Origin of the sequence: Pseudomonas sp., assembly GCF_046581935.1 — a bacterium.
GTDB lineage: Bacteria > Pseudomonadota > Gammaproteobacteria > Pseudomonadales > Pseudomonadaceae > Aquipseudomonas.
This window is the reverse complement of record NZ_JAYGFK010000003.1, coordinates 399,757-424,243: the sequence shown is the minus strand read 5'-3', so window position 1 is coordinate 424,243 and position 24,487 is coordinate 399,757. Positions and strand designations below refer to the sequence as shown.

Below are 24,487 nucleotides of genomic sequence, written 5' to 3'. Positions count from 1 at the left end.
TAGCCGCTGCGAAGCGTTCGCAGCGGCTAAAAACACTGAAATATGCGAGATACTGATCGTTTTTTGGTCAGTTGCCGTTTTAAAAATCAGCAAGGGCTGAAGTCGACCGGAAATACAGGGCTACTTCAGAGCATCCTTAGGTGGCCTCGTCTAACTCGGCGGGCGGGCCTTCGATGTCGAGTTTTACCGTCTTGGTGACGATGTAGGTGAAGTAGCGTTCGATGCCGAGATCGTCCAGCAGCAGTTGGTCAATAAAGCGCTGGTAGTGGTCGATGTCGCGCGCGCGGATCATCACCATGTAGTCAACACCGCCGCCGGTGGCGTAACAAAACGCCACTTCCGGCGCCTCACTCAGGCGCTGCTCAAAACGGCGCATGTCTTGCGCGGTGTGGCGCGCCAGGGTGATTTCCACCAGCACTTGCTGGGTTTTGAACAACGCCGCCCAGTCGATCTGCGCGCGGTAGCCTTTGACCAAACCGGCGGCCTCCAGCTTGCGTACGCGCTCCCAGGCGGGGGTTACCGAGAGGTTGATGGCCTCGGCCAGGGCCGACTTGGTGATCCGTCCGTCCTCGGAGAGGATGCGCAGGATTTTCAGGTCGTAGCGGTCGAGTTTGTGCATCGTTGGCCTCGGTTAGTCAGGGTTGCGTGCATTGAGCAGTCGCCGCTAAAGCGCCTCCCACAGGAAGCGCCGCGAGCAGGTTCAGCCCAGCACGTCGGCGACCACGGCGATGGTATCACCGCCTTTGACCAGCCCCGGGAAGTGCCGGGCCGCGAGCACGCCGCTGCGTTTGGCGTGGTATTCGCTGGGCGCGCTGCCGGTGCGCTGAACGCTATGGACGCGGGCGATGACTTGGCCTTTTTCCACGTGGTCACCAAGGTCGCTGCACATTTCCAGCAGGCCGTCCTCGGCACTGGCGACAAAGCAGTCGCCGTCAGGCATATCAAGCATCACCGAGTCGGCCGCGTCGATCTCGCCTGCCAGCAGGCCAAAGTGAATCAGCAGGTTGCGCACGCCACGCTCAGCGATGGCTAGGCTCTTGGCCGTGCTGCTGCCGCCGCCACCGAGTTCGCTGGTGACGAACACCTTGCCTTGCTCCTCAGCGGCGGTGTCGTACATGCCCACCGCGTCCAGCTCCAGCATGCGCATGCTGTAGGGCGCAGCGAAGGCGCGCATGCCGGCTTCACAGGCGGCGTCCTGGGCTTTGTCCGCCAGCATGTGGCAGGCGGCGAAGGGCAAAAAGTCCAGGGTTTTACCGCCGGAGTGAATATCCAGCACCACGTCGGCCATGGGCAGCAGGGTGCGCTGGAAGTAGTCGGCGATTTTCTGCGTCACGCTGCCGTCGGGTTTGCCGGGGAAGCTGCGGTTGAGGTTGCCCTTGTCGATAGGCGAGGTGCGGGTGCCGGCCTGCACCGCCGGGGTGTTCATAAACGGGATGATGATCACCCGGCCGCTGACGTCTTCGGCGCGCAGGCTTTGTGTCAACTTGGCCAGCGCCAGCGGGCCTTCGTATTCGTCACCGTGGTTACCGCCGGTAAGCAGCGCGGTAGGGCCGCTGCCGTTCTTCACTACGGTGACCGGGATCATCACTGCGCCCCAGGCGGAATCGTCCCGCGAGTAAGGCAGTTTGAGGAAGCCGTGTTGCACACCGTCGCGGGCAAAATCGACGGTGGGGCTGATGGGGTTGTCGCGTAATTGGGTCATGGCCGGGGCCTTTGATCATTAAGGAAGGGGCTGGCGGCGTTCCGTTTTAGCCGCGACTGTTGTCAGGGGATCGTCGCGGCTAAAGCCCCTCCCACGTTCAGTAACAGGGGCTTGCCGCTACGGGATCAATCCTTAACGAACAGCTTGCGCGGTATGTCGCAGAAGGTTTCCACGCCGCTGTCGGTGATCAGGATCGATTCGGTGATTTCCAGGCCCCAGTCGTCCAGCCAGAGGCCGGGCATAAAGTGGAAGGTCATACCCGGCTGCAGCACGCTCTCGTCGCTCGGCCGCAGGCTCATGGTGCGCTCGCCCCAATCCGGCGGATAACTGATACCGATTGGGTAGCCGCAGCGGCTGTCTTTATGAATGCCGAACTTCTCCAGCACCTTGAAGAAGGCGCGGGCGATGTCGCCGGTGGTGTTGCCCGGCTTGGCGGCTTCCAGCCCGGCAGCGATGCCTTCGACCACGGCCTGTTCGCCATCGAGGAAGTGCTGCGGCGGTTTGCCCAGGTAAATCGTGCGTGACAGCGGGCAGTGGTAGCGCTTGTAACAACCGGCGATCTCGAAGAAGGTGCCGGCACCGCTCTGCATGGGCGAGTCGTCCCAGGTCAGGTGCGGTGCGCTGGCGTCCGCGCCGGTGGGCAGCAGCGGCACGATGGCCGGGTAGTCGCCGCCGTGGCCGTCGGCACCGAGGATGCCGGTGCGGTAGATCTCGGCGACCAGTTCGTTTTTGCGCAGGCCCGGTTCGATTTTCTCGAAGATTGCCGCGTGCATTTGCTCGACGATTTTCGCCGCGATGCGCATGTAGCCGATCTCGGTCGGCGACTTAATCGCCCGCTGCCAGTTGACCAGTGCGGTGGCGTCAACGAAGCGCGCCTTGGTCAGGTTGCGTTGCAGCGACAGGTAGGCGGCGGCGCTGAAGTAGTAGTTGTCCATCTCGACACCGATGCTCAGCTTGTCCCAGCCGCGTGCGGCGATGACGTGCTGAGACAGGTAGTCCATCGGGTGGCGCTCGGTGGACTGCACGTAATGGTCCGGGTAACCGACGATGTTGGCCTGGTCCATAAACACGGTGCGCTTGGCACCGTTGGCGTCCTGGCCACGGCCAAACCACACCGGCTCGCCCTCTTGGGGCAAAAGCACGCACTGGTGCACGTAGAACGACCAGCCGTCATAGCCGGTGAGCCAGGCCATGTTGGACGGGTCGGTGACGATCAGCAGCTCGATGCCACGCTGCGCCATGGCTGCGCGGGCCTTGGCGATGCGCTGGGCATATTCCTCCCGGGTGAAGGGCAGGTTGACGATGATTTCGGACATGGATGAGTCCCCGTTAGTGATGCTCGACAGTACTGATGTGGGAGGGGCCGGGCGGCGTTCTGCTTCAACCGCGATGTGCACCAACCTCTCCTACAGGTTTATGAATCGAAGTTGAGGCCTTTGCCGGCCTGCCGCGCCCGTTGGTAGGCGAAGCTGGCGATGGCGGTGTCTTGCGCGCCGGTGCCGGTCAGGTCGCAGAGGGTGATCTGCTGCGCTGAGGTGCGGCCGGGGCGTTGACCGGCGATGATTTGCCCGAGTTCGGCGAAGTCATCTGCGGCATTGATCAACCCGGCGTTGATGGCGTGGTGCAGCTCGCCGAGTACGCGGGTCTGGCTGAGGCGGTCGGCGACGTAGGCATCCACCTGCGCCAGCGCGGCCGGGGCGATTTCATTCTTGTGCTCGGCATCCGAACCCATGGCGGTGATGTGCAGGCCAGGGCGCAGGTGCTGCGGCTGGATCAGCGGCTCGCGGCTGGGCGTGGTGGTGATGACGATGTCGGCACCGTCCAGCACCGCGTCGATACTCGCCACGGCGCAGGCATCGTCTAGCTCGGCGGCCATGGCAGCGGCCTTGGCTGGCTCGCGCGCCCAGATGCGCACCTCGCTCACCTCACGCACCAGGCGCAAGGCCTGCAATTGCAGCCGCGCCTGTTCGCCAGCACCAAGAATGGCAACCACCTTGGCGTCTTCACGGGCTAGCCATTTAGCGGCCACCGCACCCGCCGCCGCAGTACGCACGGCGGTGAGATAGCCGTTATCCAGCAGCAATGCGTCGGCCAGGCCGGTTTGTGCGGAGAACAGCATCATCAAGCCGTTGAGGCTGGGCAGGCCGAGCGCGGGGTTGTCGAAAAAACCGGGGCTGACCTTGATGGCGAAATGCGCCACGCCTGGCAGGTAGGCGGTTTTTACGTCGACCTCGCCGTTGTGCTGGGGGATGTCCAACCGCAAGATTGGCGGCATGGCCACGGCAGCGGTGGCGAGCAGGCGGAAGGCGTTCTCCACCACCGCCAGGCTGTCGTTATCAAGGCCAACGCAGCTGCGCAGGTCGGCCTGGTTGAGGATCAGAGTCTTGGCCATGGGGGTTCCTTAGGCGTCTGCGCCGTTGAGCACGCGCAGGTGCTGGTCGATATCGATGTTGCGACCGCTGATCACCACCACCACCGGGCCGCGTGGCGTGATCAAGCCGTCGAGCAGGGCGGCAATGCCAACGGCAGCGCCGCCTTCCACCACCAGGCGCTCCTCGCGGTAGGCGTGACGGATGCCACGGGCGATAGAGGCTTCGTCGAGCAGATGAACCTGATCGCACAGCTCACGGGTGATGGCGAAGGTGTAGCGGTTGTCGAGGCCAATGCCGCCGCCGAGCGAATCCGCCAGGGTCGGCAGTTCTTCGACATCCACGGGCTGCCCGGCCTGCAGGCTGGCGTGCATTGCCGCACCACGTTGCATGCTGATGCCGTGGGTGCGGATCGCCGGACTGGACGCTTTGATCGCCAGCGCCACGCCGGCAAACAGGCCACCACCGGAGAGCGGCACCAGCACTTCGCAAACATCCGGGCACTGCTCAAGAATCTCCAGGCCGAGGCTGCCCTGGCCGGCAATAACATGCGGGTGGTCGAACGCCGGAATAAACGCCGCGCCCTGTTCGCGGGCAATGCGTTCGGCCTCGCGCTGGGCATCGTCCTGGCTGCGGCCAACGATCACCACCTCGGCACCCAGCTCACGGATGGCGCGCACCTTGTTCTGCGGCACCAGCTCGGACAGACAAATCGTCGCCTTCACGCCCTGCTGCGCGGCCGCATACGCCAGCGCTCGGCCGTGGTTGCCCGTGGAGGCAGTAACCACCCCCAAGCGCTGCTGCTCGGCACTCAATTGCGCCACGGCATTGCTCGCCCCGCGCAGTTTGAAGCTGCCGGTGGCCTGCTGTGATTCCAGCTTCAACCACACCGGCACGCCGGCCAAACGACTCAGGCTAGGCGAGTGTTCCATGGGCGTCTGCCGGACCAGACCAGCGATACGCTGGCGAGCCTGCAGGAGGTCATGCAGTGGGATAAAAGACATGGCACGCATTCCGTAACGACATGCGACCGAGTGTATGAGCGGAAAATTAACCCGCTGAATGTACTAGGACGATTTTTTATTGCGGGTGATCGCGGATGGGCTTTAGCGCCTCGCAATCGTTGCGCACCCGCCCGTAGCCCGGATGCAATCCGGGAACCTGAGCGTGGGTAAGCTCCCGGATTACATCCGGGCTACGACAAAGCGTTTACGTAGGGTGGATCACGCTTCACCGATCCACCATTTCGGTGGACGTAAAAAGCGACGTCCACCCTACGCGCTCCAAGGTCTTATGAGCCGAAGGTGATCTCTTCGGACTTCTTTAAAAGCATGCGCGGCCCCACTGAGTCCGAAGCCGGTATGCAATCCGGGAGCCTGGTGTGAGTCGCTTCCCGGATTGCATCCGGGCTACGCGAAGGCAACCTCTCCAACCCTCGCCAGCAAGCGGTTGAGGGAACAAAACCTGCACGGTATCGAGGGTATTGTGGGAGCGGCTTCAGCCGCGAAGCGCTTTGCCGCGCTAGAAGTCATGCACCTTCGGGTATTGCTCGAACACGTCACGCACGATTTGCACGCCCTGGCGCATCTTGCTTTCGTTGCATTCGGCACCGACACACAAACGCACCGCGCGCGGCCTTGGCATGCCGGGCGGGACAAAGGGGTCGGGCAGGGTCAGGGCGACATTGCGCCGGCGCAGTTCGCGCAGCAGGCCGTCGATCTCCCAGCCGTCAGGCACGCGCAGCCAGCTGTTGAGCGAGTAAGGGTGGCTGCCGATCAGGTGTTCGCCCAGCGCCTGCTCGACCAGCGTTTGCCGATCGGCCAATAGCTGGCGTTGCAGTTGCACCAGGTCTTCGGCTTCGCCGGAATTGATCCAGCGCGTGGCCACTTCACCGAGCAGTGCAGGGGCCATCCAGCTGTTCACCCGCAGGATGCTCTCAGTGCGCAGCGCCAGGCGCTTGGGCATAACCAGGTAGCCGATGCGCAGGCCGGTGAGCACCGACTTGGTCAGGCTGGTGCAATAGAACGACAGCTCCGGGGCGTAGTGGCTGAGCGGGCGGGTTGTTTGCTGGCCGGCTAGCAGCGGGCCATACACATCGTCCTCAATGATGTACACGCCAAAGCGCCGGGCAATTTCGGCGATCTCCCGCCGGCGCTCATCGGGCATCAGCGAGCTGGTGGGGTTATTCAGGTTGGGCGTGCAGACCAACGCGGTGATGCGCTCGTTACTGCACATGTCCTCGAAGTGCTCGGGATTAAGGCCGAAGCGGTCCATCTCCAGGCCCTTCAAGGTGAAGCCGAGCACCTGCGAGCTGCCAATTGCGCCGTGATCGGTCAGCCCTTCGCAGAGCACCACATCGTCCGGGCCGGCCAGGGTCGCCAGGGCGAGGAAGATGCCGTGGGCGGCACCGTTGGTCAGCAAAACATCCTCAATGCCGACATTCATGCCCAAACGTGCCAGCCAGCGCACCGCTGCATCGCGGTGATGCTGCATGCCGGCAATCGGCCGGAAGGCGTGAATCCACGGTTGATCAGGCTCCTGCGACAGCTCCAGGCAGGTCTGCCGCCAGAGGCGATCATGGGCATCGGTGTGCAGGATGCGCGCGTTGGAAAAGTCCATCAGCGCCTGCTCGCTGTGATCCAGCATGGTGCTGGCCACGCGCTCGCTGGTCCGCCGCGAAACGAAACTGCCACGGCCGACCTCACAGCGCACGCGGCCCTGGCGTTCCAACTCCTTATAGGCGTTGGTCACGGTTTGCACGCTGATGCCGAGCGCATCAGACACCTGGCGCTGGGGCGGCAGCCGCTGACCGTCGATCAGGGTACCCTGTTCAATATCGACGGCAACGGCCTGTACCAGGAGTTTGTATTTCGATTCGCCCGGGCGCGCAGCAGCCAGGGCCTTCTTCCAGTTTTGCATCGACGGCTCCATGGGCGGCTGTGCACAGCATCCCGCGCATGAGCTTGCGATTCAATTGTCCTAGTGCAATGCCATAGGCAAAAAAGCCTTTGTATGCTCGGTCCAAGGGTGGAAAACAGTACTCAAAAAATAACCTACCCGTAATGCTCTTGATGCAACTGCCTCCTAACACCACATGCCGCCGCTGGCGGACTACAAAAAACAGGAGAACATCACGATGATCAGCGTTAAACCATCCCGCATCGGCCGCCTCGCACTGGCCTGCAGCCTCTTCGCCAGCGTCACCGCTGTGGCACAGGCTTCGACCCTGGATACGATCAAGGAAAAAAGCAGCGTTCGCATCGGTTACGCCAACGAAACGCCCTTCGCCTATACCGCGCTGGATGGCAGCGTGACCGGAGAATCGCCGGAGATCGTCAAGCAGATTTTCGCGCAAATGGGCGTCCAGACCATCAAGCCGGTGCTGACCGAATGGGGTTCACTGATCCCCGGTCTGCGCGCCAGCCGCTTCGACCTGATCGCCGCCGGTATGTACATCACCCCCGAGCGTTGCAAGCAGGTGCTGTTCACTGACCCGCACTATCAGTTGCCCGACACCCTGCTGACCAAGACCGGCAACCCGAAAGACCTGCACAGCTATGCAGACATCGCTAAAAGCGGTGCCAAGGTAGCAATCATGGCCGGTACGGTGAACCTGGGTTACGCCCGCGACGCTGGCATCACCGATCAGCAAATACTTCAGGTGCCGGATACCACCGCGCAGTTGCAGGCCGTGCGCGCCGGACGTGCCGATGCCGCAGTTGGTACTCAGCTGACCATGAAGGGCTTGGCCGATAAGGGTGGCGACAGCGTGGAAGCCATCGCCGAGTTCAAGGACGACCCATCCCACACCGGTTACGGTGCCCTGGCTTTCCGCCCGGAAGACAAGGACCTGCGTGATGCGGTGAATGCCGAGCTGAAAAAATGGCTAGGCACTAAAGAGCACCTGGCGACGGTCAAGCCATTCGGCTTCGATCAATCCAACCTCACCGACAAGACTGCCGCCGAGCTCTGCGGTCAGTAGTGAGCGGCCCCTGCCGCGCGCTTCGGCGCGCGTCCTGTAACCGTCCTTCGAGCGGTAGTTATTGATGACTGATCTATTCCCCCTCCTGCTGCAAGGCGCGTGGGTCACCGTGCAGGTCACCTTCTGGGGCTCGCTGCTGGCCATCGCCTCGGCCGTGATCGCCGCGCTTGGTCGGCTGTCGCCAATTGGCCCTGTGCGCTGGCTGGCGATCAGCTATATCGAGGTGTTTCGCGGCACCTCGTTGCTGGTGCAGCTGTTCTGGCTGTACTTCGTATTGCCGATGCCGCCGTTCAATGTCGAGATGAGTGCCTTTTCCGTGGCCGTCGTCGGCCTTGGCCTGCACATTGGTGCCTACGGTGCAGAAGTGATGCGCGGGGCGATTCGCTCGGTGGCCAAAGGCCAATACGAGGCGTGCATCGCGCTGAACATGACGCCATTCAAACGCTTTACCCGCATCATCCTGCCGCAGGCGCTGCTGTCAGCAATTCCGCCGGGCACCAACCTGCTGATCGAGCTGCTGAAAAACACCTCGCTGGTGTCGCTGATCACCCTGTCTGACCTGGCCTTCCGCGCCCGTCAGCTGGATCAGGCGACCTTTATGACCCTGGAAATATTCGCCCTGACCCTGCTGCTGTATTTCATCATGGCCCAGGCGATCAACCTCGGCATGCGCCTGCTGGAAAAACGCCTGAGTCGTGGCCGGATGCGAGGTGGCCTGCAATGAACTTCTTCGACTGGAACTTCGCCCTAAGCATCCTCCCGCAATTGCTCAAGGCCTCGCTGAACACCTTGTTGATCACCTTTGCCGGCTTTGCCATCGCCATCGTTCTTGGCCTGTTTCTGGCCATCGCCCGGCGTAGTAACTACCTGTGGTTGTCGTGGCCAGCAACGGCGCTGATCGAATTTATCCGCAGCACGCCGCTGCTGATTCAGGTGTATTTCCTGTTCTACGTGCTGCCCAACTATGGCCTGAGCATGACCGCGCTGCAGACCGGGATTATCGGCATCGCCCTGCACTACGCCTGCTACACCGCCGAGGTGTACCGCGCCGGCCTTGATGCCGTGCCGCGTGGCCAGTGGGAAGCGGTGACGGCACTGAATATCTCGCCGCTGTCGGCATACCGGCAAATCATCCTGCCGCAAGCGCTGCGCCCGATCCTGCCGGCACTGGGTAACTACCTGGTAGCGATGCTCAAGGACACCCCGGTGCTCTCGGCGATTACCGTGGTGGAAATCATGCAGCAAGCCAAAAACATCGGCTCCGAAAGCTTCCGCTACCTTGAGCCCATCACCATGGTTGGGGTGTTCTTCTTGCTCCTCAGCTTGGCCCTGGCCTGGGGCGTGCGCCGCCTCGAAGACCGCATGGAGTTGCAGCCACGATGAACTCACTTGACCTTAATTTGCCCGCTGCAGGGAGTACCTTCATGGCCCAGCCTCTTGTTCGCTTCACCGACGTAACCAAGCGCTACGGCAACCTGACCGTATTGAACAAACTCAACCTGGAAGTCGCCCCCGGCGAGAAGGTGGCGATCATCGGCCCCAGCGGCTCGGGCAAATCCACGCTGCTGCGCGCCCTGATGACCCTGGAAAGCATTGATGAAGGGGTGATTGTGGTCGACGACCAACCCTTAACCCATATGAGCACTCGCGACGGCCGCCTGGTGCCAGCCAGCGCCAGCTACCAGCGCAAGGTGCGCGGCAAGATCGGCATGGTGTTCCAGAGCTTCAATTTATTCCCGCACATGAACGCCCTGCAGAACGTCATCGAAGCGCCGATCCAGGTGCTGGGGATGAACCGCAAGGAAGCCACCGAGCGGGGCAAGGAATTGCTCGACATGGTTGGCCTGAGCGAGAAATTCAACCACTACCCGGCGCAGCTTTCCGGCGGCCAACAGCAACGCGTGGCCATCGCCCGTGCCTTGGCCATGCGCCCCAAGGTGATGTTGTTTGATGAAGTAACCTCGGCGCTCGACCCCGAGCTATGCGGTGAGGTGCTCAACGTTATTCGCCGCCTCGGCAGCGAGCACAACCTGACCATGTTGATGGTCACCCACCAGATGGGCTTCGCCCGCGAGTTCGCCGATCGAGTGTGCTTCTTCCACCAGGGCTGCATTCACGAACAAGGCACGCCGGAAGAGTTGTTCACTAACCCGCAAGAGGTGCGCACGCAGAGTTTCCTGAGTGCCGTGAACGAGGCGCATTGAGCCTCAGTCTGGCTGCTCCTCAAACACAAAGCGCAGGCCGACCCCGTCACTATCTACGCGCATCACCTCCATCTGCAGGACCGGTGCTTCAATCGGCAGGTCCTGCACTTGGCCAGTGACACGGGTGCCCTGGCTGAGGGCGGCGAGGGCGGGGTGTTTGACATAGACACCGCCGTCGGAGAGGTCGCCGGTCTGGGCGACCAGCTCACCAAAGCTCGGGTGGCTGATCTTGATCCGGCACTTCATGGGAATACGCGGATGACGGCGTTGATTGGACATGAAGGACAATGATCCTTGAGCGTGAAAGGATCAGCCGTTAATAACCTACTTTCTGCCATTCGCCCAGACTATTGGCAAAATGCTGCCTTAGTACCAACGCTTCTCGCCTTCAGGGCGCTTTTTAAAGCGCTTCATGCTCCACATGTATTGGCTCGGGTAGGTGCGTACATAACGCTCAATAACCTTGCTCATGCCGGCCACCGCAGTTGCCGTATCGGTGCTGTACATGTCCTCCGGGGCAGCTTCAAGGATGACCTTAAAACCCGAGCCATCCGGCAGGCGCAGCGCATGCAGAAACACTCCATTGGCTTTGCCGCCACTTAGCATGCCGGCGACAAACTTGCTGGTCAGCGCCTCTGTGCCGAGGAAGGGTACAAACACACCTGACGACAGGCTCGGCTCCGGATCAGCCGGAATCCCCACCGCACCGCCTTTACGCACTTCTTTGATAACGCTGAGAATGCCTTCTTTGGTCGACGGGGCGACACGGTTACCCAACTGCACGCGTTGTTGACGCAGCAGCTCATCAACCGCCTTCAGCTTGGGCGGACGGTAGAAGATGATCGGTTTGCATTGCGCACAATAGAAGTGGTTGAGCACTTCCCAGTTGCCCAGGTGACTGGTGATGCCGACCACGCCCTTGCCGCTGGCCAAGGCTTGCTGCAGCACCTCTAAGCCTTCGACTTCACGCACCAGGCCGATGGACTTCTGCGCCGGCCAGATCCAGGCACAGGCGCTCTCGGTCAGGGTTCTACCGATATCCATCAACGATTGGCGCAGCAGACGCTGATGCGCGGCTTCGTCCAGTTCAGGAAAGCATTTGCGCAGGTTGATGCTGGCGACCGTACGCGAGCCGTTCGGCAGCCGCCACATCAGCCAGCCAATGGCCGCCCCCACCGCCTGCACGGCACGCCAGGGCAGCATGGCAAACAAACGTAGAAAGCCCACCACCAGGGCACCTTTGAGCTTTTCCACAGGTCACTCCAGCCGATCAAAAGGCGCTTATTGTAACCGCCTCGCACTCTCTTGACTGTTACAAGCGCCCGCCCAGGCGGCGAGAGCGTCAGTACAGCATCGTCTTCAAACGCTCCTGCAACCCGCGCTCGTAAGCCGGCACATCGAAGTCCGCCTCCATCACAGCCTTGAGGAGATCCCCAGCCGACGGCAGGCTGGAGCGCTCGACATGCCGCTCGGCATCCCACAGGCCGGAGCGCACCGCCGCCTTGGAACACTGGAAGTAGCACGTGTCGACGCTGATGCGCAGCACGCTGCGCGGCAGCTTGCCTTGCGCGCTACACAGCTCCAGCAATTCCGGCTCCAGGCAGATGCTGGCGCGGCCGTTGACCCGGAAACTCTCGCCGACACCCGGTATCAGAAACAGCAGCGCCACATGCGGGTCGTGGATGATATTGCGCAGGCTGTCGATGCGGTTGTTGCCGGGGCGATCCGGCAGCAGCAGGGTGCGGTCATCGAGCACCCGCACAAAGCCCGGCGCATCGCCACGCGGCGAGCAGTCCAGGCCATCCTGGCCATGGGTGCCAAGAATCACGAAGGGCGAGGCGGCAACCAGCGCCTGATAGGGCTCGCTGAGGTAGGCGATTTCCTTGCGCAGGGAGCGTTCGTGGGGCTCGCCGTACAGTGCATGGAGTTGTTCCAGGGTTTCGATGCGGTTCATGGCGAATGCTCCTATTGCAGTTGCGCGTAACGATCACAGTCGGTGGTGTGGTCCATGACCATGCCGGCGGCCTGCATATAGGCATAACAGATGGTCGGACCGACAAAGGTGAAGCCGGCCTTTTTCAGCGCTTTGCTCATGGCCTCGGCTTCAGCGGTTACCGCAGGCACCTGGCTACGCTCGCTGAAGTGATTGATCGTTGGTACACCGCCGACAAACGACCAGAGCAGCGCCACCGGGTCATCCAGTTTTAGCCAGGCCTGGGCATTCTGCCGCACGGCTTTGAGCTTGAGACGGTTGCGAATGATGCCGGGGTCTTGCATCAGCGTGCCTTCGATGTAGTCGTCGGTGAGCGCCGCCAAGCGCTGCACATCAAAGCCAAACAGCACCTCGCGGTAACGCTCGCGCTTCTTCAGCACGGTGATCCACGACAGCCCGGCCTGAAAGCCTTCGAGCAACAATAACTCGAACAACACCTGCGCATCGCGCTGCGGCACACCCCATTCGTGGTCGTGATAAGCGATGTACAGCGGATCGTCAGTGCACCAAAAACAGCGTGGCATGCGGGTTTTCCCTGGCTTCGGTATACTCGCGGACTTTCTGAAGCCGCCAAAGTACGGGTGAAATTTGTGAGCCAGACTACGCCTGCCGTGCGCACCTTCCAAGATTTGATCCTCGCCCTGCAACAGTACTGGGCCGAGCAGGGTTGTGTGGTGTTACAGCCCTACGATATGGAAGTTGGCGCGGGCACCTTCCACACCGCCACCTTTCTGCGCGCCATTGGCCCAGAGACCTGGAACGCCGCCTACGTGCAGCCTTCCCGTCGTCCGGCTGACGGTCGCTATGGCGAAAACCCCAACCGTCTGCAGCACTACTACCAGTTCCAGGTGGTACTGAAGCCGAACCCGGAAAACTTCCAGGAGCTGTACCTCGGCTCGCTGAAAGCCATCGGCATCGATCCGCTGGTGCACGACATTCGCTTCGTCGAAGACAACTGGGAATCGCCGACCCTCGGCGCGTGGGGCCTGGGCTGGGAAATCTGGCTGAACGGCATGGAAGTCACCCAGTTCACCTACTTCCAGCAAGTCGGCGGCATTGAGTGCTACCCGGTGACCGGCGAGATCACCTACGGCCTGGAACGCCTGGCCATGTACATCCAGGGCGTCGATTCGGTGTACGACCTGGTGTGGACCGACGGCCAGTTCGGCAAGGTGACTTATGGCGACGTGTTCCACCAGAACGAAGTGGAGCAGTCGACTTACAACTTCGAGCACGCCAACGTCGACAAGCTGTTTGAGCTGTTCGATTTCTATGAGTCGGAAGCCAACCGCCTGATCGAGCTGGAGCTGCCGCTGCCCACTTACGAGATGGTGCTCAAGGCCTCGCACACCTTCAACCTGCTGGATGCGCGCCGGGCTATTTCGGTGACTGCGCGTCAGCAATACATCCTGCGGGTGCGCGCCCTGGCCCGTTCGGTGGCGCAGAGCTACCTGCAAGCGCGGCGTAAACTCGGCTTCCCGCTCGCCGCCCCCGACCTGCGTGATGAAGTATTGGCCAAGCTGGAGGCAGCAGAATGAGTACCCGTGATTTCCTAGTAGAACTGGGCACCGAAGAACTGCCACCGAAAGCCCTGAAAACCCTCGGTGAAGCCTTCCTGGCTGGCATCGAAAAAGGCCTGAAAGCCGCTGGTTTGTCTTACAGCGCCAGCCGCTATTACGCAGCACCGCGCCGCCTGGCCGTGTTGATCGAGCAGCTTGAAGAACAGCAAGCCGATCGCACCCAGAACATCGATGGCCCGCCCGTCCAGGCGGCATTCGATAAAGACGGCAACCCGACTCAAGCGGCCCTTGGCTTTGCCAAGAAGTGCGGCGTTGAGCTGAGCCAGATCGACCAGAGCGGGCCGAAGCTGAAATTCAGCCAGAGCATTCCTGGCCAGGCCGCCGCTGGTCTGCTGCCGAGCATCGTCGAAACTTCGCTGAACGAGCTGCCGATTCCCAAGCGCATGCGCTGGGGTGCACGTAAAACCGAATTCGTCCGTCCAAGCCAGTGGTTGGTGATGCTGTTTGGCGACGAGGTGATCGATTGCGAAATCCTCGCCCAGCAAGCCGGCCGGGTTTCCCGTGGGCATCGCTTCCATGCCAACCATGACGTACGCATCAGCGCGCCGGCTAACTACGCCGAAGACTTGCGCAGCGCCTATGTGATTGCCGACTTCACCGAGCGCCGCGCGCAAATCGCCGCGCGGGTCGACCAACTCGCCGCCGAGCAACAAGGCACGGCCATTGTGCCGCCGGCGCTGCTCGATGAAGTCAGCGCGCTGGTCGAGTGGCCGGTGCCGCTGGTGTGCTCCTTCGAGGAGCGCTTCCTGGAAGTGCCGCAAGAAGCGCTGATCACCACCATGCAGGACAACCAGAAGTACTTCTGCCTGCTCGATAGCAACGGCAAACTGCTGCCGCGCTTTATCACCGTGGCCAACGTTGAGTCCAAGGACCCGGCACAGATCGTCTCGGGTAACGAGAAGGTCGTGCGTCCACGCCTGACCGACGCCGAGTTCTTCTTCAAGCAGGACAAGAAGCAGAAGCTGGAAAGCTTCAACCAGCGCCTGGCCAACGTGGTATTCCAGGCTCAGCTGGGTTCGGTTTACGACAAAGCCCAGCGGGTTTCCGCCCTGGCTGGCTTTATCGCCCAGCGCATCGGCGGCGACGCCAAGCGCGCCGCGCGTGCCGGCATCCTCTGCAAATGCGACCTGGCCAGTGAGATGGTTGGCGAATTCCCGGAAATGCAGGGTATCGCCGGCTACTACTACGCCAAACACGACGGCGAGCCCGAAGACGTCGCCCTGGCGCTGAACGAGCAGTACATGCCGCGCGGTGCCGGTGCCGAACTGCCCAGCACCCTTACCGGTGCCGCCGTGGCCCTGGCCGATAAGCTGGACACCCTGGTCGGCATCTTCGGTATCGGCATGCTGCCCACCGGCAGCAAAGACCCGTACGCCCTGCGCCGCGCCGCGCTGGGTGTGTTGCGCATCCTGATCGAGAAGCAATTGGACCTGGACCTGGCCGAAGCTGTCGCGTTCGCCATCAGCCAGTTGGGCGATAAGGTCAAAGCAGCTGGCCTGGCTCCACAAGTGTTGGACTTTATCTTCGACCGCCTGCGTGCGCGCTACGAAGACGAAGGCATCGACGTGGCCGTGTATCAAGCGGTACGTGCGGTTAGCCCGACGTCGCCACTGGACTTCGATCAGCGTGTGCAGGCCGTACAAGGTTTCCGTGCGCTGCCGCAGGCGTCTGCTTTGGCAGCGGCGAACAAGCGCGTGTCCAACCTGCTGAGCAAAGCCGAAGGGCAAGTAGCGGCAAGTGTTGAGGCGCACTACTTCGACAATCCCAGCGAGTTCGCCCTCAATGCGGCCATCCAGCAAGCCGAGCAAGCGGTGCAGCCACTGGCCGCAGCACGCCAGTACAACCTGGCACTGGGCCAACTGGCCAGCCTTCGCGAGCCGGTGGATGGCTTCTTTGAAGCCGTGCTGGTGAATGCCGAAGATGCCAACGTGCGCGCCAACCGATATGCCCTGCTGGCCAAGCTGCGCGGGCTGTTCCTCGGTGTCGCCGACATCTCGGTACTCGGCTAACGCAACGCCGGATGGGTTGAACCGCGCAGGCAGCGCAGCGATATCCATCACCCTGTATACGATGGGTTACGCCGCTTTGCGGCTAACCCATCCTACGGAGCTTTAAGCTGCCGCCATGAAACTGCTGATTCTCGACCGCGACGGCGTGATTAATTACGACTCCGACGCCTATATCAAAACCCTCGACGAATGGATTCCGCTGCCTGGCGCGATTGAGGCCATTGCGCGTTTGTCACAAGCCGGCTGGACCGTCGCTGTGGCCACCAATCAATCCGGCATTGCCCGCGGTTACTACGACCTGGCCACGCTGGACGCCATGCATACGCGCTTACGTGAGCTGGTGGCAGAGCAGGGCGGCGAACTGGGCTTGGTGGTTTATTGCCCGCACGGTCCGGATGACGGCTGCAATTGCCGCAAACCGAAACCCGGCATGCTTGAGCAAATTGCTGCGTACTATGCAGTGGCACTCAAGGACGTTTGGTTTGTTGGCGATACCAGCGGTGACCTGACAGCCGCGCAGGCCGTCGATTGTCAGCCTGTGTTGGTAAAAACCGGCAAAGGTCAACGAACCCTGGCCAAAGCATTACCAACGGGCACACTGGTATTCGATGATCTGGCGGCAGTCGCCGCTCAGCTACTCCACTCATAAAGCAGGTCCTGCCTGCGACGGTAAAGCCCCTTATGTCGACACTGCAGACCATCAGAACAGTCATCTTCTACCTGCTACTCGCTTCCACCTCCTTCTTCTGGTGCACCCTCAGCGTCTTCGTCGCACCCTTTTTGCCGTTTCGTGCGCGCTACCGGTTTGTCAATCAGACCTGGTGCCGCTGCGCCGTTTGGCTGGCCAAGGTAGTGGTCGGCATCAACTACGAGATCAAGGGGCTGGAGAATATCCCTGAACAGCCCTGCGTGATTCTCGCCAAACACCAAAGCACCTGGGAAACCTTCTTTCTCTCGGCACTGTTCGAGCCACTGAGCCAAGTGATCAAGCGCGAACTGCTGTATGTGCCGTTCTTCGGCTGGGCCATGGCCATGCTCAAACCTATCGCCATTGACCGCAGCAACCCCAAGGCAGCACTCAAACAACTGGCCAAGCAGGGCCATGAGCGTCTGGAGCAGGGCGCTTGGGTACTGGTATTTCCGGAAGGCACGCGTATTCCACCAGGCCAGATCGGCAAATTCGGCCGAGGCGGCGCGTCCCTCGCGGTAAACGCCAACTTGCCGGTACTGCCGATTGCCCATAACGCCGGGGAGTTCTGGCCCAAAGACGGTTGGAGAAAAACGCCTGGGACCGTGCAAGTGGTTATCGGCCCGTTGATGCACGCCGAAGGCACAGGGCCGCGTGCCATTGCCGAGTTAAATGATCGCGCGTTCGCATGGGTCAGCCAGGCGCAGCGCGATATCGGCTCACTGGATGCACAGAGCCAGCCGCTGGATACCCAAGCACCAGCCTGAGCGATTGTGGATAAGTCCTGTATAAGAATACCAGCAGAGTGCCATCAACATACGTAACCTATTGATAGTAAATACTTTAAGGCCTGAAATGGACTATCAGGCCTGCGGGGATAAGTTTTCGCCCCAGTACCCAGTAATTGGCCAACCGGCAAATCCGCGCGCTCGCGCACAGTCTTACTGGGCTGTACGGCAAATAAAGCGGTTAAGCTGAGGCGATACACCCAAGCAGCGAAAAGGAACGATTCGCCATGCTGTCTATCTATCAGCTCAAACCTGCCTTCCAGAACCTACTGCGCCCCGGCGTTAAACACCTCTACGACAAAGGCGTGACGGCCAATCAGGTCACGCTGTTTGCTGCTGTGGTTTCCGTTTTACTCGGCATCCTGCTGCTGGCTCTGCATCAGCACACCTGGTTGTTCGCCCTGATTCCGCTGTGGATGCTGCTGCGTATGGCGCTAAATGCAGTCGACGGCATGCTTGCTCGTGAGTTCGGCCAACAGTCGCAACTCGGTGCCTACCTCAATGAACTCTGCGACGTGATCGCCGACTGCGCGCTGTTTCTGCCCTTTGCCTTGCTGCCCGGCGTATCACCGTTGTTGGTGGTGCTGGTGGCGCTGTTCGCGCTGATTAGCGAATACGCCGGCGTGCTCGGCCCGATGGTGGGCGCCTCGCGCCGTTATGACGGGCCGATGGGCAAGAGCGACCGGGCCTTCTGCTTCGGTGTGCTGGGTGCCGGCGTAGCCTGCGCATTGCTCCCGGCAGCCTGGCTCAACGGCCTGCTCGCGCTGATTCTCGCCCTGCTGCTTTACACCCTGTACAACCGCGTGCGCCAGGGTTTGGCCGAAGCGGCACAGCCAACTGACTCGAAATAAGGATATCTCGATGCGCCAAGCCGAAGAGCTCAGCTTTACCACCCACGACGGCGTAGAGCTGTTTTACCGTCATTGGCCGGCCAGCAACGCGAACAGCGCCGCGCCTAAACGCGCCGTGGTGATGTTCCACCGCGGCCATGAACATGGCGGACGCATGGCCCATCTGGTCGATGAACTGGACATGGCCGATTTCGACTTCTTCGCCTGGGACGCACGCGGCCATGGCCTGTCGCCTGGCGAGCGCGGCGATAGCCCCAGCTTTGCCACCAGCGTGCGCGATGTGCAGACCTTTATCGACCACATCAGCGCCAACCATGGCCTGGCGGTGGAAGATATCGCGGTACTGGCGCAAAGCGTCGGCGCGGTCGTAGTGGCCACCTGGGCGCATGACTACGCGCCGAAGATCCGCGCCCTGGTGCTCGCCTCGCCGGCCTTCAAGGTCAAACTTTACGTGCCCTTGGCACGTCCCGGCCTCAAGCTGATGCGCGCGTTGCGCGGCAACTTCTTCGTCAACAGCTACGTAAAAGCCAAATACCTCAGCCACGACCCTGAACGCATCGCCTCCTTCGACGCCGACCCGCTGATTACCCGCGCCATTTCGGTGAATATGCTGCTCGGCCTGTATGACGCCGCCGAGCGCGTAGTGGCTGATGCTCAAGCGATTCAGATTCCCACCCAGTTGCTGATCTCAGGTGCCGATTTTGTGGTGCACCGCAAACCGCAGCAGCAGTTCTTCGAACGCCTGGGCAGCCTGCGTAAAGAGCAGCACATTCTCCCTGGGTTCTTCCACGACACCCTCGGCGAGCGTGACCGCAGCCATGCGCTAAGCCGCGCTCGACGCTTCCTCTTACGCAACTTTGAAGAACCGCTGCAACGGCCGTCCTTGCTCGACGCGGATCGTCTCGGACTGACCTGCGCAGAGTCAGAAAGCCTCGCCGCGCCGCTGCCGCACAACTCCCTCGGCGACCTTTACTGGCGTGCCACCCGCGCCAGTCTCAAGCTTGGCAGTAGCCTGGCGGACGGGGTCAAACTGGGTTTCGACACCGGTTTCGACTCGGGTAGCACCCTGGATTACGTCTACCGCAACCAGCCCAGCGGCAAAACGCCAATCGGCAAACTGATCGACCAGAACTATCTCAACTCCATCGGCTGGCGCGGCATTCGCCAGCGCAAGCTGCATGCCGAAGAGTTGCTGCGCCTGGCCATGGGCAAGCTGCACGAGCAGGGCAGTGCGGTGCGTATCGTTGATATCGCCGCCGGCCATGGCCGCTACATTCTCGAAGCGCTGCAGGGCATGGAGCAAAAGCCCGAGTCGATCCTGCTGCGCGACTACAGCGACATCAATGTGCGCGACGGCAGCGCCTTGATTGAGCAGAAAGGCTTGGCGGACATCGCCCGCTTCGTCAAAGGCGATGCGTTCGATAAAGCCGACCTCGCCGCACTTGATCCCAAACCGACGCTGGCAGTGGTTTCCGGTTTGTATGAGCTGTTCGGCAGCAATCAGATGGTCGGTGACTCGCTCGCCGGGCTGGCGGCAGCCGTCGAGGAGGGCGGTTATCTGGTGTACACCGGGCAGCCCTGGCATCCACAGCTTGAGCTGATTGCGCGCGCCCTGACCAGCCACCGCGACGGCCAACCCTGGGTGATGCGCCGCCGCAGCCAGGCGGAAATGGATCAACTGGTCGAGGCCGCAGGCTTTCGTAAACTGACCCAGCGTGTCGATGAGTGGGGCATCTTCAGCGTGTCTTTGGCGCAGCGGGTGTCCTGATGCAGGGCGCTACGCTTAGCCGCGAGCCGGGGCTATGGAAACGCGGGGTGCTCTGGCTACTGCTGTTGGCCCCGGTGTTTTTTGCCAGTTACAACTTCGCCAACTGGTTAAGTGGCCAACGTGAGGACGTTGGCACCCTGGTGTTTGCCTGGGAAAGCCACATGCCGTTATGGCCGTGGACTATCGTGCCTTACTGGTCAATCGACCTGCTTTATGGGCTGTCTTTCTTGCTGCCATTTACTCGGCGGGAAATGGATCACCACGCGCTGCGCTTGCTCAGTGTGCAGATCATCTGCATCGCCTGCTTTATGCTTTGGCCCCTGCGTTTCACCTTCGAGCGACCTGAACTGGATGGCCTGTTTGGCCATATGTTCGACGTGTTGATGGGCTTTGATAAACCCTTCAACCAAGCACCTTCGCTGCATATCGCCCTGCTGGTGGTGCTGTGGGTGATGTTCGCCCGTCACACCCGTGGCCTGCTGCTACGCGTCGCGCTACACGGCTGGATGGCGTTGATTGGCCTGTCCGTGCTGACCACCTGGCAACACCATTTCATCGACTTGCCCACCGGGGTTTTAGCCGGCTGGCTGTGCGTCTGGTTGTGGCCGTTACAGGGTAAAAGTCCGCTGCTTAATTGGCAGCTGAGCCGCGATCCAAAGCGCTTACGCCTGGCATTACGCTACGGCTTTGGCGCAGCACTGCTCAGCGCCCTGGCGGTGAATATCGGTGGGAGCTGGCTATGGCTGTTATGGCCGGCATTCTCCTTGCTGCTGGTCGCACTCAACTATCTGTTGTTCGGTGCGGCGGGCTTTCAGAAAAACCCCGAGGGCCGGCTAAGCAGCGCTGCAACCTGGTTACTCGCGCCTTACCTGGCCGCCGCATGGCTCAACTCACGTTTATGGACCGGCGCTCAACCGACCCCAAATGAAGTCAGCACCGGCGTTTGGCTGGGGCGTATTCCTGCCCCTGGCGAAGCCGAACAATTCCATGCGCTGTTCGATTTATGTGCCGAGCTGCCGTTAATAGCCAGCCCTAAGGCCTACCGCTCGCTGCCCCTGCTCGATCTCTGCGTCCCTAACCCAGCCGACTGCCTGCAGGCCGCGCAGTGCATTGAGGATTTACGTCAACACGGCACCGTGCTGGTTTACTGTGCGCTGGGTTATTCACGCAGCGCCACTGCGGTTGCCGCCTGGTTGCTACACAGCGGGCGCTGCAAGGATGTAGCAGAAGCCCTGGCCCTGCTGCGCCGCGCGCGTCCTCAGGTGGTGCTGAGTGAAGCTCATCAACAAGCCCTGCAAAGCATGCTAGCGCTGGACCACCACAGCACATCTAGCGAGGCGGCAGCCTATGGCAACTGAAATGCAGCTGTTCACTGTGGCCAGTTTGCTGCGTCGGGGCAGGGCGCTGGATCGGCTGTCCAGCGTACTCACGGTACTCGCCCTAATCATTGGCCTGGCACCGCTTCTCGGCGTCACGGCACAACCGCTGTCGGCAGTGCTCTGTGCGCTACTGGTCTTGCTGGGCATTGGGCAGAAGTACTGGGCATTGCGGGTGGCGCTGGATGCTGAACTGTTCCAGCGACTTGCCGAGCGTGCTGATCAGTTGGCTACGCAGAAAATCGATCTCGACCAGGCACTGGTCCTGCTACAACTACAACCGGCTAATCAGCCTGCGCGCAGCTGGGAAGAACGCAGCCGGGGTGCCCTGGGCTTGTTACGCCGGCAAGCGCTCTGCTTACTCGCGCAACTGCTCGTCGCTGTGCTGAGCCTACTTGGCCTGCCATGGCTTTCAATCACTGGATAAGGAGTCGTCCATGCTCGCGTCCCTGACCGCGTTCATCATCACCTCGGCCGCACGCTTACTCACCGGTGCCCGTGCACTCTGGCTTGGTTGCACACCCACACCCGTGCAGCGGCTGTACTACGCCAATCACAGCAGCCATGGTGATTTCGTCCTGCTCTGGGCATCGCTGCCCGCGCCGCTGCGCCGCACCACTCGACCGGTTGCCGGTGCCGATTACTGGCAACGCGATGGTGTGCGTCGCTACCTGATCAATAAGGTCTTCAACGGCGTATTAATCGACCGCGAACGGGCAACCCCTGAGGCAAACCCGTTACAGCCCATGCTTGATGCGCTGGATCAGGGTGATTCGCTGATTCTGTTCCCGGAAGGCACGCGCAATCTTGAGGATGGTCTGCTGCCATTTAAAAGCGGCCTGTTTCACCTGACTCGCTTACGCCCTGACATCGAATTGGTGCCGGTGTGGATCGCCAACCTCAACCGCGTTATGCCCAAGGGCAGGGCGCTGCCGTTGCCGCTGCTGTGTACCCTAAGTTTCGGCAAACCGCTTGAGCCGCTAACCGATGAAAGCAAGGATGAATTTCTACAACGCGCCCGTAATGCCCTGTTGGCACTAGCGCCCGAGGAGGCTTGAGATGGATAACAACACTCTGTTGCTGTTCGCCGGTATCGGCGCGCTGTTACTGCTCGCCTCGGCCATTGGTTGGCTGCTTAAGTGGCGTAGCGGCCCTACACCCAACAGCGTTATCGACAACCTTAATGCGCGAATCAACGCCTGGTGGGTGATGGTCGTGGTGATCGGGATTGCCTTCCTTTTTGGCAATCTGGGCGTGATCCTGCTGTTCTATTTCGTATCGTTTTACGCGCTGCGTGAGTTTATGACGCTCACCCCAACGCGGCGCAGCGATTATCCCGCGCTGGTCGCAGCCTTCTACTTCGCCCTGCCAATGCAGTACCTGCTGATCGCGCTCGACTGGTACGGCTTGTTCGCTATCTTTATTCCGGTGTACCTGTTTCTGCTGCTGCCGATCCTGGCATCGCTGGGCGGCGATACCAAGCGCTTCTTGGAGCGGGCGTCAAAAGTGCAGTGGGGGCTGATGATCGCGGTGTACTGCATCTCCTCAGTACCGGCTCTACTCACCCTGGATATCCCTGGTTATGAAGGCCGCAACCTGCTGCTGATCGCCTGGCTGATTATCGTTGTGCAGCTGTCTGACGTGCTGCAATACGTGTGCGGCAAGTTGTTCGGTAAGCACAAAATTGCGCCCAATCTGTCGCCATCGAAAACCATCGAAGGCTTTGTCGGCGGTATCAGCCTGTCCTGCCTGATCGGCGCATTGCTCTGCTGGATTACCCCATTCAACGTCTGGCAGGCGGCCTTGATGGCCATGACCGTAAACCTGCTGGGCTTTGCCGGCGGCCTGGTGATGTCGGCAATCAAACGTGACCGTGGCGTGAAAGACTGGGGCCATATGATCGAAGGCCACGGCGGCATGCTCGACCGCCTCGACTCCGTCTGCTTCGCCGCCCCCGTGTTCTTTCATTTTGTGCGCTACTGGTGGGTGCCGCTGGCTTGAGCCAAACCTGAGTGCATCACGTTGTAACCCCGCCATAACGAAAACCCCGGTTAACCAAAGGTTAACCGGGGTTTTTCGCTGCTGGAAAACGCTATCACGCAGCTTTGCTATTTCTTCAGTGCCCACGCATCAAACTCAAAGCTAGTAGGTTATCCAGCTCAACCTCCATACGTAGGGGAGCTGCGAAGCGTTCACGAGCAGTAGCTATTAACGCTTCATCTTCTTCGCTCATCAGCACAGGACGAGATGGCAACTGTCCGCACTTTGGCGCGCAGGTTGACACACCCGCTAGCAACAAATGTCGACTACGTTGCCGCCGGTTGCCATGTAAGAAGGTCGCCATAACCCTGCCCGAAGCCGAATATAGGCCCGTTACGCGAAGTACCTGCCAGCGGCCTCACTGGCATACCCATCACCCGACAATGCTCCAGTCACGTTAGTTCCTTTCAAGGTAACGGTCTACGGCATCATCCCACGCCTAAGGTAACGTTAATGAGTAGCACAGAAACAAAAACACACACGTGGTGATCACTGTACACGGACGATTATTTATAAGTTATTGATTTATATACTAATTAAATAAATGGCACAGGCTTTGCTATGTATTAGGTACAAGAACAATAAAATCAGCAGCATCGCGACTCGACACTGACACAACAAAAACAACAGACAGGTCGGTAGCAAACAGATTTTTTTGGAGAAAGCAGGCTTTTTAGGGCTCGGCCCGGCAACCAGATAGAACAATAAAACTACCTTGAGGTAGCGAGCTGGTTGGATCACAACGTGACAAAGCACCGCTAGCGTCCAAAAAAATACGTTTTCTCTTGGCCTTCCTAGGTCAGAAAAAGCTCGCGGCACCAACGGTCATCAAAAATAACAACAGACCGCCTAACAATAAAAATATGAAGCCATTATTTGAGGGGAGCCACGGCTCCCCTCAGTGCTTTCTGATATCCGTGTTTCTGTGCTTTTTCAGCCAACAAAAAACCCGCCGAAGCGGGTTTTTTCCTGACCATTCAACATCCTGTCAATGCGTCCTAGCGATGGTCAATCATCCTTGATTCCGAGCACATCCGTTGCTCAGTGGATGGCATTAGATTAGTGCTCGCGAGGCAGTTCAGGAAGTGGCTAACAACGCCTTGCCGTGTAAGCCATTCGCTATAGCGGTTTGCTGAA

General features: G+C 60.6%; 24 protein-coding genes. 14 read left to right on the top strand and 10 right to left on the bottom strand.

The genetic code is table 11. From position 1 onward, the window contains the following. Positions 1–136: 136 nt before the first annotated feature. From VCA57_RS03970 to VCA57_RS03945, 6 genes are all read right to left on the bottom strand, one after another. Positions 137–619: an Lrp/AsnC family transcriptional regulator gene (locus VCA57_RS03970; protein ID WP_411183653.1), complete on the bottom strand. Its 483-nt coding sequence runs from the start codon at positions 617–619 to the stop codon at positions 137–139. Positions 620–700: 81 nt separating this feature from the next. After that, entirely contained in the window at positions 701–1,702 is a 1,002-nt protein-coding gene (doeB, locus tag VCA57_RS03965; RefSeq protein ID WP_411183652.1) for a N(2)-acetyl-L-2,4-diaminobutanoate deacetylase DoeB, read from the bottom strand. Between the two features lie 125 nt (positions 1,703–1,827). Further along, entirely contained in the window at positions 1,828–3,018 is a 1,191-nt protein-coding gene (doeA, locus tag VCA57_RS03960) for an ectoine hydrolase DoeA (protein WP_411183651.1), read from the bottom strand. Positions 3,019–3,116: 98 nt separating this feature from the next. Continuing rightward, positions 3,117–4,094 carry a cyclodeaminase gene (locus tag VCA57_RS03955; protein ID WP_411183650.1) on the bottom strand — a complete coding sequence of 326 codons (978 nt, stop codon included), beginning with the start codon at positions 4,092–4,094 and terminating at the stop codon, positions 3,117–3,119. Positions 4,095–4,103: 9 nt separating this feature from the next. After that, positions 4,104–5,075, bottom strand: a complete 972-nt coding sequence (gene eutB / locus VCA57_RS03950; protein WP_411183649.1) for a hydroxyectoine utilization dehydratase EutB — start codon at positions 5,073–5,075, stop codon at positions 4,104–4,106. 517 nt (positions 5,076–5,592) lie between these two features. Then, a complete protein-coding gene (locus VCA57_RS03945; RefSeq protein WP_411183648.1) occupies positions 5,593–6,990 on the bottom strand; it encodes a PLP-dependent aminotransferase family protein in 1,398 nt (465 codons plus the stop codon). Between the two features lie 217 nt (positions 6,991–7,207). Between VCA57_RS03945 and ehuB the strand changes: the two genes are divergently transcribed. The 4 genes from ehuB (at position 7,208) to ehuA (ending at position 10,257) form a co-directional block, all read left to right on the top strand. Then, complete coding sequence (gene ehuB / locus VCA57_RS03940; RefSeq protein WP_411183647.1) at positions 7,208–8,053, top strand: ectoine/hydroxyectoine ABC transporter substrate-binding protein EhuB; 846 nt, start codon at positions 7,208–7,210, stop codon at positions 8,051–8,053. Positions 8,054–8,117: 64 nt separating this feature from the next. Further along, positions 8,118–8,777 carry an ectoine/hydroxyectoine ABC transporter permease subunit EhuC gene (gene ehuC / locus VCA57_RS03935; RefSeq protein WP_411183646.1) on the top strand — a complete coding sequence of 220 codons (660 nt, stop codon included), beginning with the start codon at positions 8,118–8,120 and terminating at the stop codon, positions 8,775–8,777. Then, positions 8,774–9,436 carry an ectoine/hydroxyectoine ABC transporter permease subunit EhuD gene (ehuD, locus tag VCA57_RS03930; RefSeq protein ID WP_411183645.1) on the top strand — a complete coding sequence of 221 codons (663 nt, stop codon included), beginning with the start codon at positions 8,774–8,776 and terminating at the stop codon, positions 9,434–9,436. The genes ehuC and ehuD overlap by 4 nt, the downstream gene beginning before the upstream one ends. A gap of 41 nt (positions 9,437–9,477) precedes the next feature. Beyond that, a complete protein-coding gene (gene ehuA / locus VCA57_RS03925) occupies positions 9,478–10,257 on the top strand; it encodes an ectoine/hydroxyectoine ABC transporter ATP-binding protein EhuA (protein WP_411183644.1) in 780 nt (259 codons plus the stop codon). Positions 10,258–10,260: 3 nt separating this feature from the next. On the opposite strand, the gene VCA57_RS03920 is transcribed toward ehuA, so the two are convergent. From VCA57_RS03920 to VCA57_RS03905, 4 genes are all read right to left on the bottom strand, one after another. Next, positions 10,261–10,536 carry a PilZ domain-containing protein gene (locus tag VCA57_RS03920; RefSeq protein WP_411183643.1) on the bottom strand — a complete coding sequence of 92 codons (276 nt, stop codon included), beginning with the start codon at positions 10,534–10,536 and terminating at the stop codon, positions 10,261–10,263. A gap of 87 nt (positions 10,537–10,623) precedes the next feature. Continuing rightward, positions 10,624–11,511 (bottom strand): lysophospholipid acyltransferase, encoded by an 888-nt coding sequence (locus VCA57_RS03915; RefSeq protein WP_411183642.1) that lies wholly within the window; start codon positions 11,509–11,511, stop codon positions 10,624–10,626. Between the two features lie 88 nt (positions 11,512–11,599). Next, complete coding sequence (locus tag VCA57_RS03910; RefSeq protein WP_411183641.1) at positions 11,600–12,211, bottom strand: pyridoxamine 5'-phosphate oxidase family protein; 612 nt, start codon at positions 12,209–12,211, stop codon at positions 11,600–11,602. Positions 12,212–12,222: 11 nt separating this feature from the next. Beyond that, positions 12,223–12,774, bottom strand: a complete 552-nt coding sequence (locus tag VCA57_RS03905; protein ID WP_411183640.1) for a DNA-3-methyladenine glycosylase I — start codon at positions 12,772–12,774, stop codon at positions 12,223–12,225. 66 nt (positions 12,775–12,840) lie between these two features. Here VCA57_RS03905 and glyQ point away from each other — a divergent pair, with 66 nt between their 5' ends. The 10 genes from glyQ to VCA57_RS03855 all read left to right on the top strand — a co-directional run bounded on the left by glyQ (position 12,841) and on the right by VCA57_RS03855 (position 23,311). Next, positions 12,841–13,788: a glycine--tRNA ligase subunit alpha gene (glyQ, locus tag VCA57_RS03900; RefSeq protein WP_339409334.1), complete on the top strand. Its 948-nt coding sequence runs from the start codon at positions 12,841–12,843 to the stop codon at positions 13,786–13,788. Next, positions 13,785–15,839 carry a glycine--tRNA ligase subunit beta gene (gene glyS / locus VCA57_RS03895; RefSeq protein ID WP_411183639.1) on the top strand — a complete coding sequence of 685 codons (2,055 nt, stop codon included), beginning with the start codon at positions 13,785–13,787 and terminating at the stop codon, positions 15,837–15,839. The genes glyQ and glyS overlap by 4 nt, the downstream gene beginning before the upstream one ends. Positions 15,840–15,954: 115 nt before the next feature. Beyond that, positions 15,955–16,488 (top strand): D-glycero-beta-D-manno-heptose 1,7-bisphosphate 7-phosphatase, encoded by a 534-nt coding sequence (gene gmhB / locus VCA57_RS03890; RefSeq protein ID WP_411183638.1) that lies wholly within the window; start codon positions 15,955–15,957, stop codon positions 16,486–16,488. A 32-nt stretch (positions 16,489–16,520) separates the two neighbouring features. After that, entirely contained in the window at positions 16,521–17,294 is a 774-nt protein-coding gene (locus VCA57_RS03885; protein ID WP_411183637.1) for a lysophospholipid acyltransferase family protein, read from the top strand. A 248-nt stretch (positions 17,295–17,542) separates the two neighbouring features. Continuing rightward, positions 17,543–18,166, top strand: coding sequence for a CDP-alcohol phosphatidyltransferase family protein (locus VCA57_RS03880; RefSeq protein WP_411183636.1), 624 nt, complete (start codon positions 17,543–17,545; stop codon positions 18,164–18,166). Positions 18,167–18,176: 10 nt separating this feature from the next. Beyond that, the gene (locus VCA57_RS03875; protein ID WP_411183635.1) at positions 18,177–19,934 is read left to right on the top strand and encodes a bifunctional alpha/beta hydrolase/class I SAM-dependent methyltransferase; all 1,758 of its coding nucleotides are present in this window, start codon (positions 18,177–18,179) and stop codon (positions 19,932–19,934) included. Next, positions 19,934–21,292, top strand: a complete 1,359-nt coding sequence (locus VCA57_RS03870) for a phosphatase PAP2/dual specificity phosphatase family protein (protein WP_411183634.1) — start codon at positions 19,934–19,936, stop codon at positions 21,290–21,292. The genes VCA57_RS03875 and VCA57_RS03870 overlap by 1 nt, the downstream gene beginning before the upstream one ends. Then, complete coding sequence (locus VCA57_RS03865) at positions 21,282–21,737, top strand: hypothetical protein (protein WP_411183633.1); 456 nt, start codon at positions 21,282–21,284, stop codon at positions 21,735–21,737. The genes VCA57_RS03870 and VCA57_RS03865 overlap by 11 nt, the downstream gene beginning before the upstream one ends. Before the next feature lie 10 nt (positions 21,738–21,747). Then, positions 21,748–22,368: a lysophospholipid acyltransferase family protein gene (locus tag VCA57_RS03860; RefSeq protein WP_411183632.1), complete on the top strand. Its 621-nt coding sequence runs from the start codon at positions 21,748–21,750 to the stop codon at positions 22,366–22,368. Between the two features lies 1 nt (position 22,369). Further along, entirely contained in the window at positions 22,370–23,311 is a 942-nt protein-coding gene (locus VCA57_RS03855; protein ID WP_411183631.1) for a phosphatidate cytidylyltransferase, read from the top strand. Positions 23,312–24,487 lie beyond the last annotated feature (1,176 nt).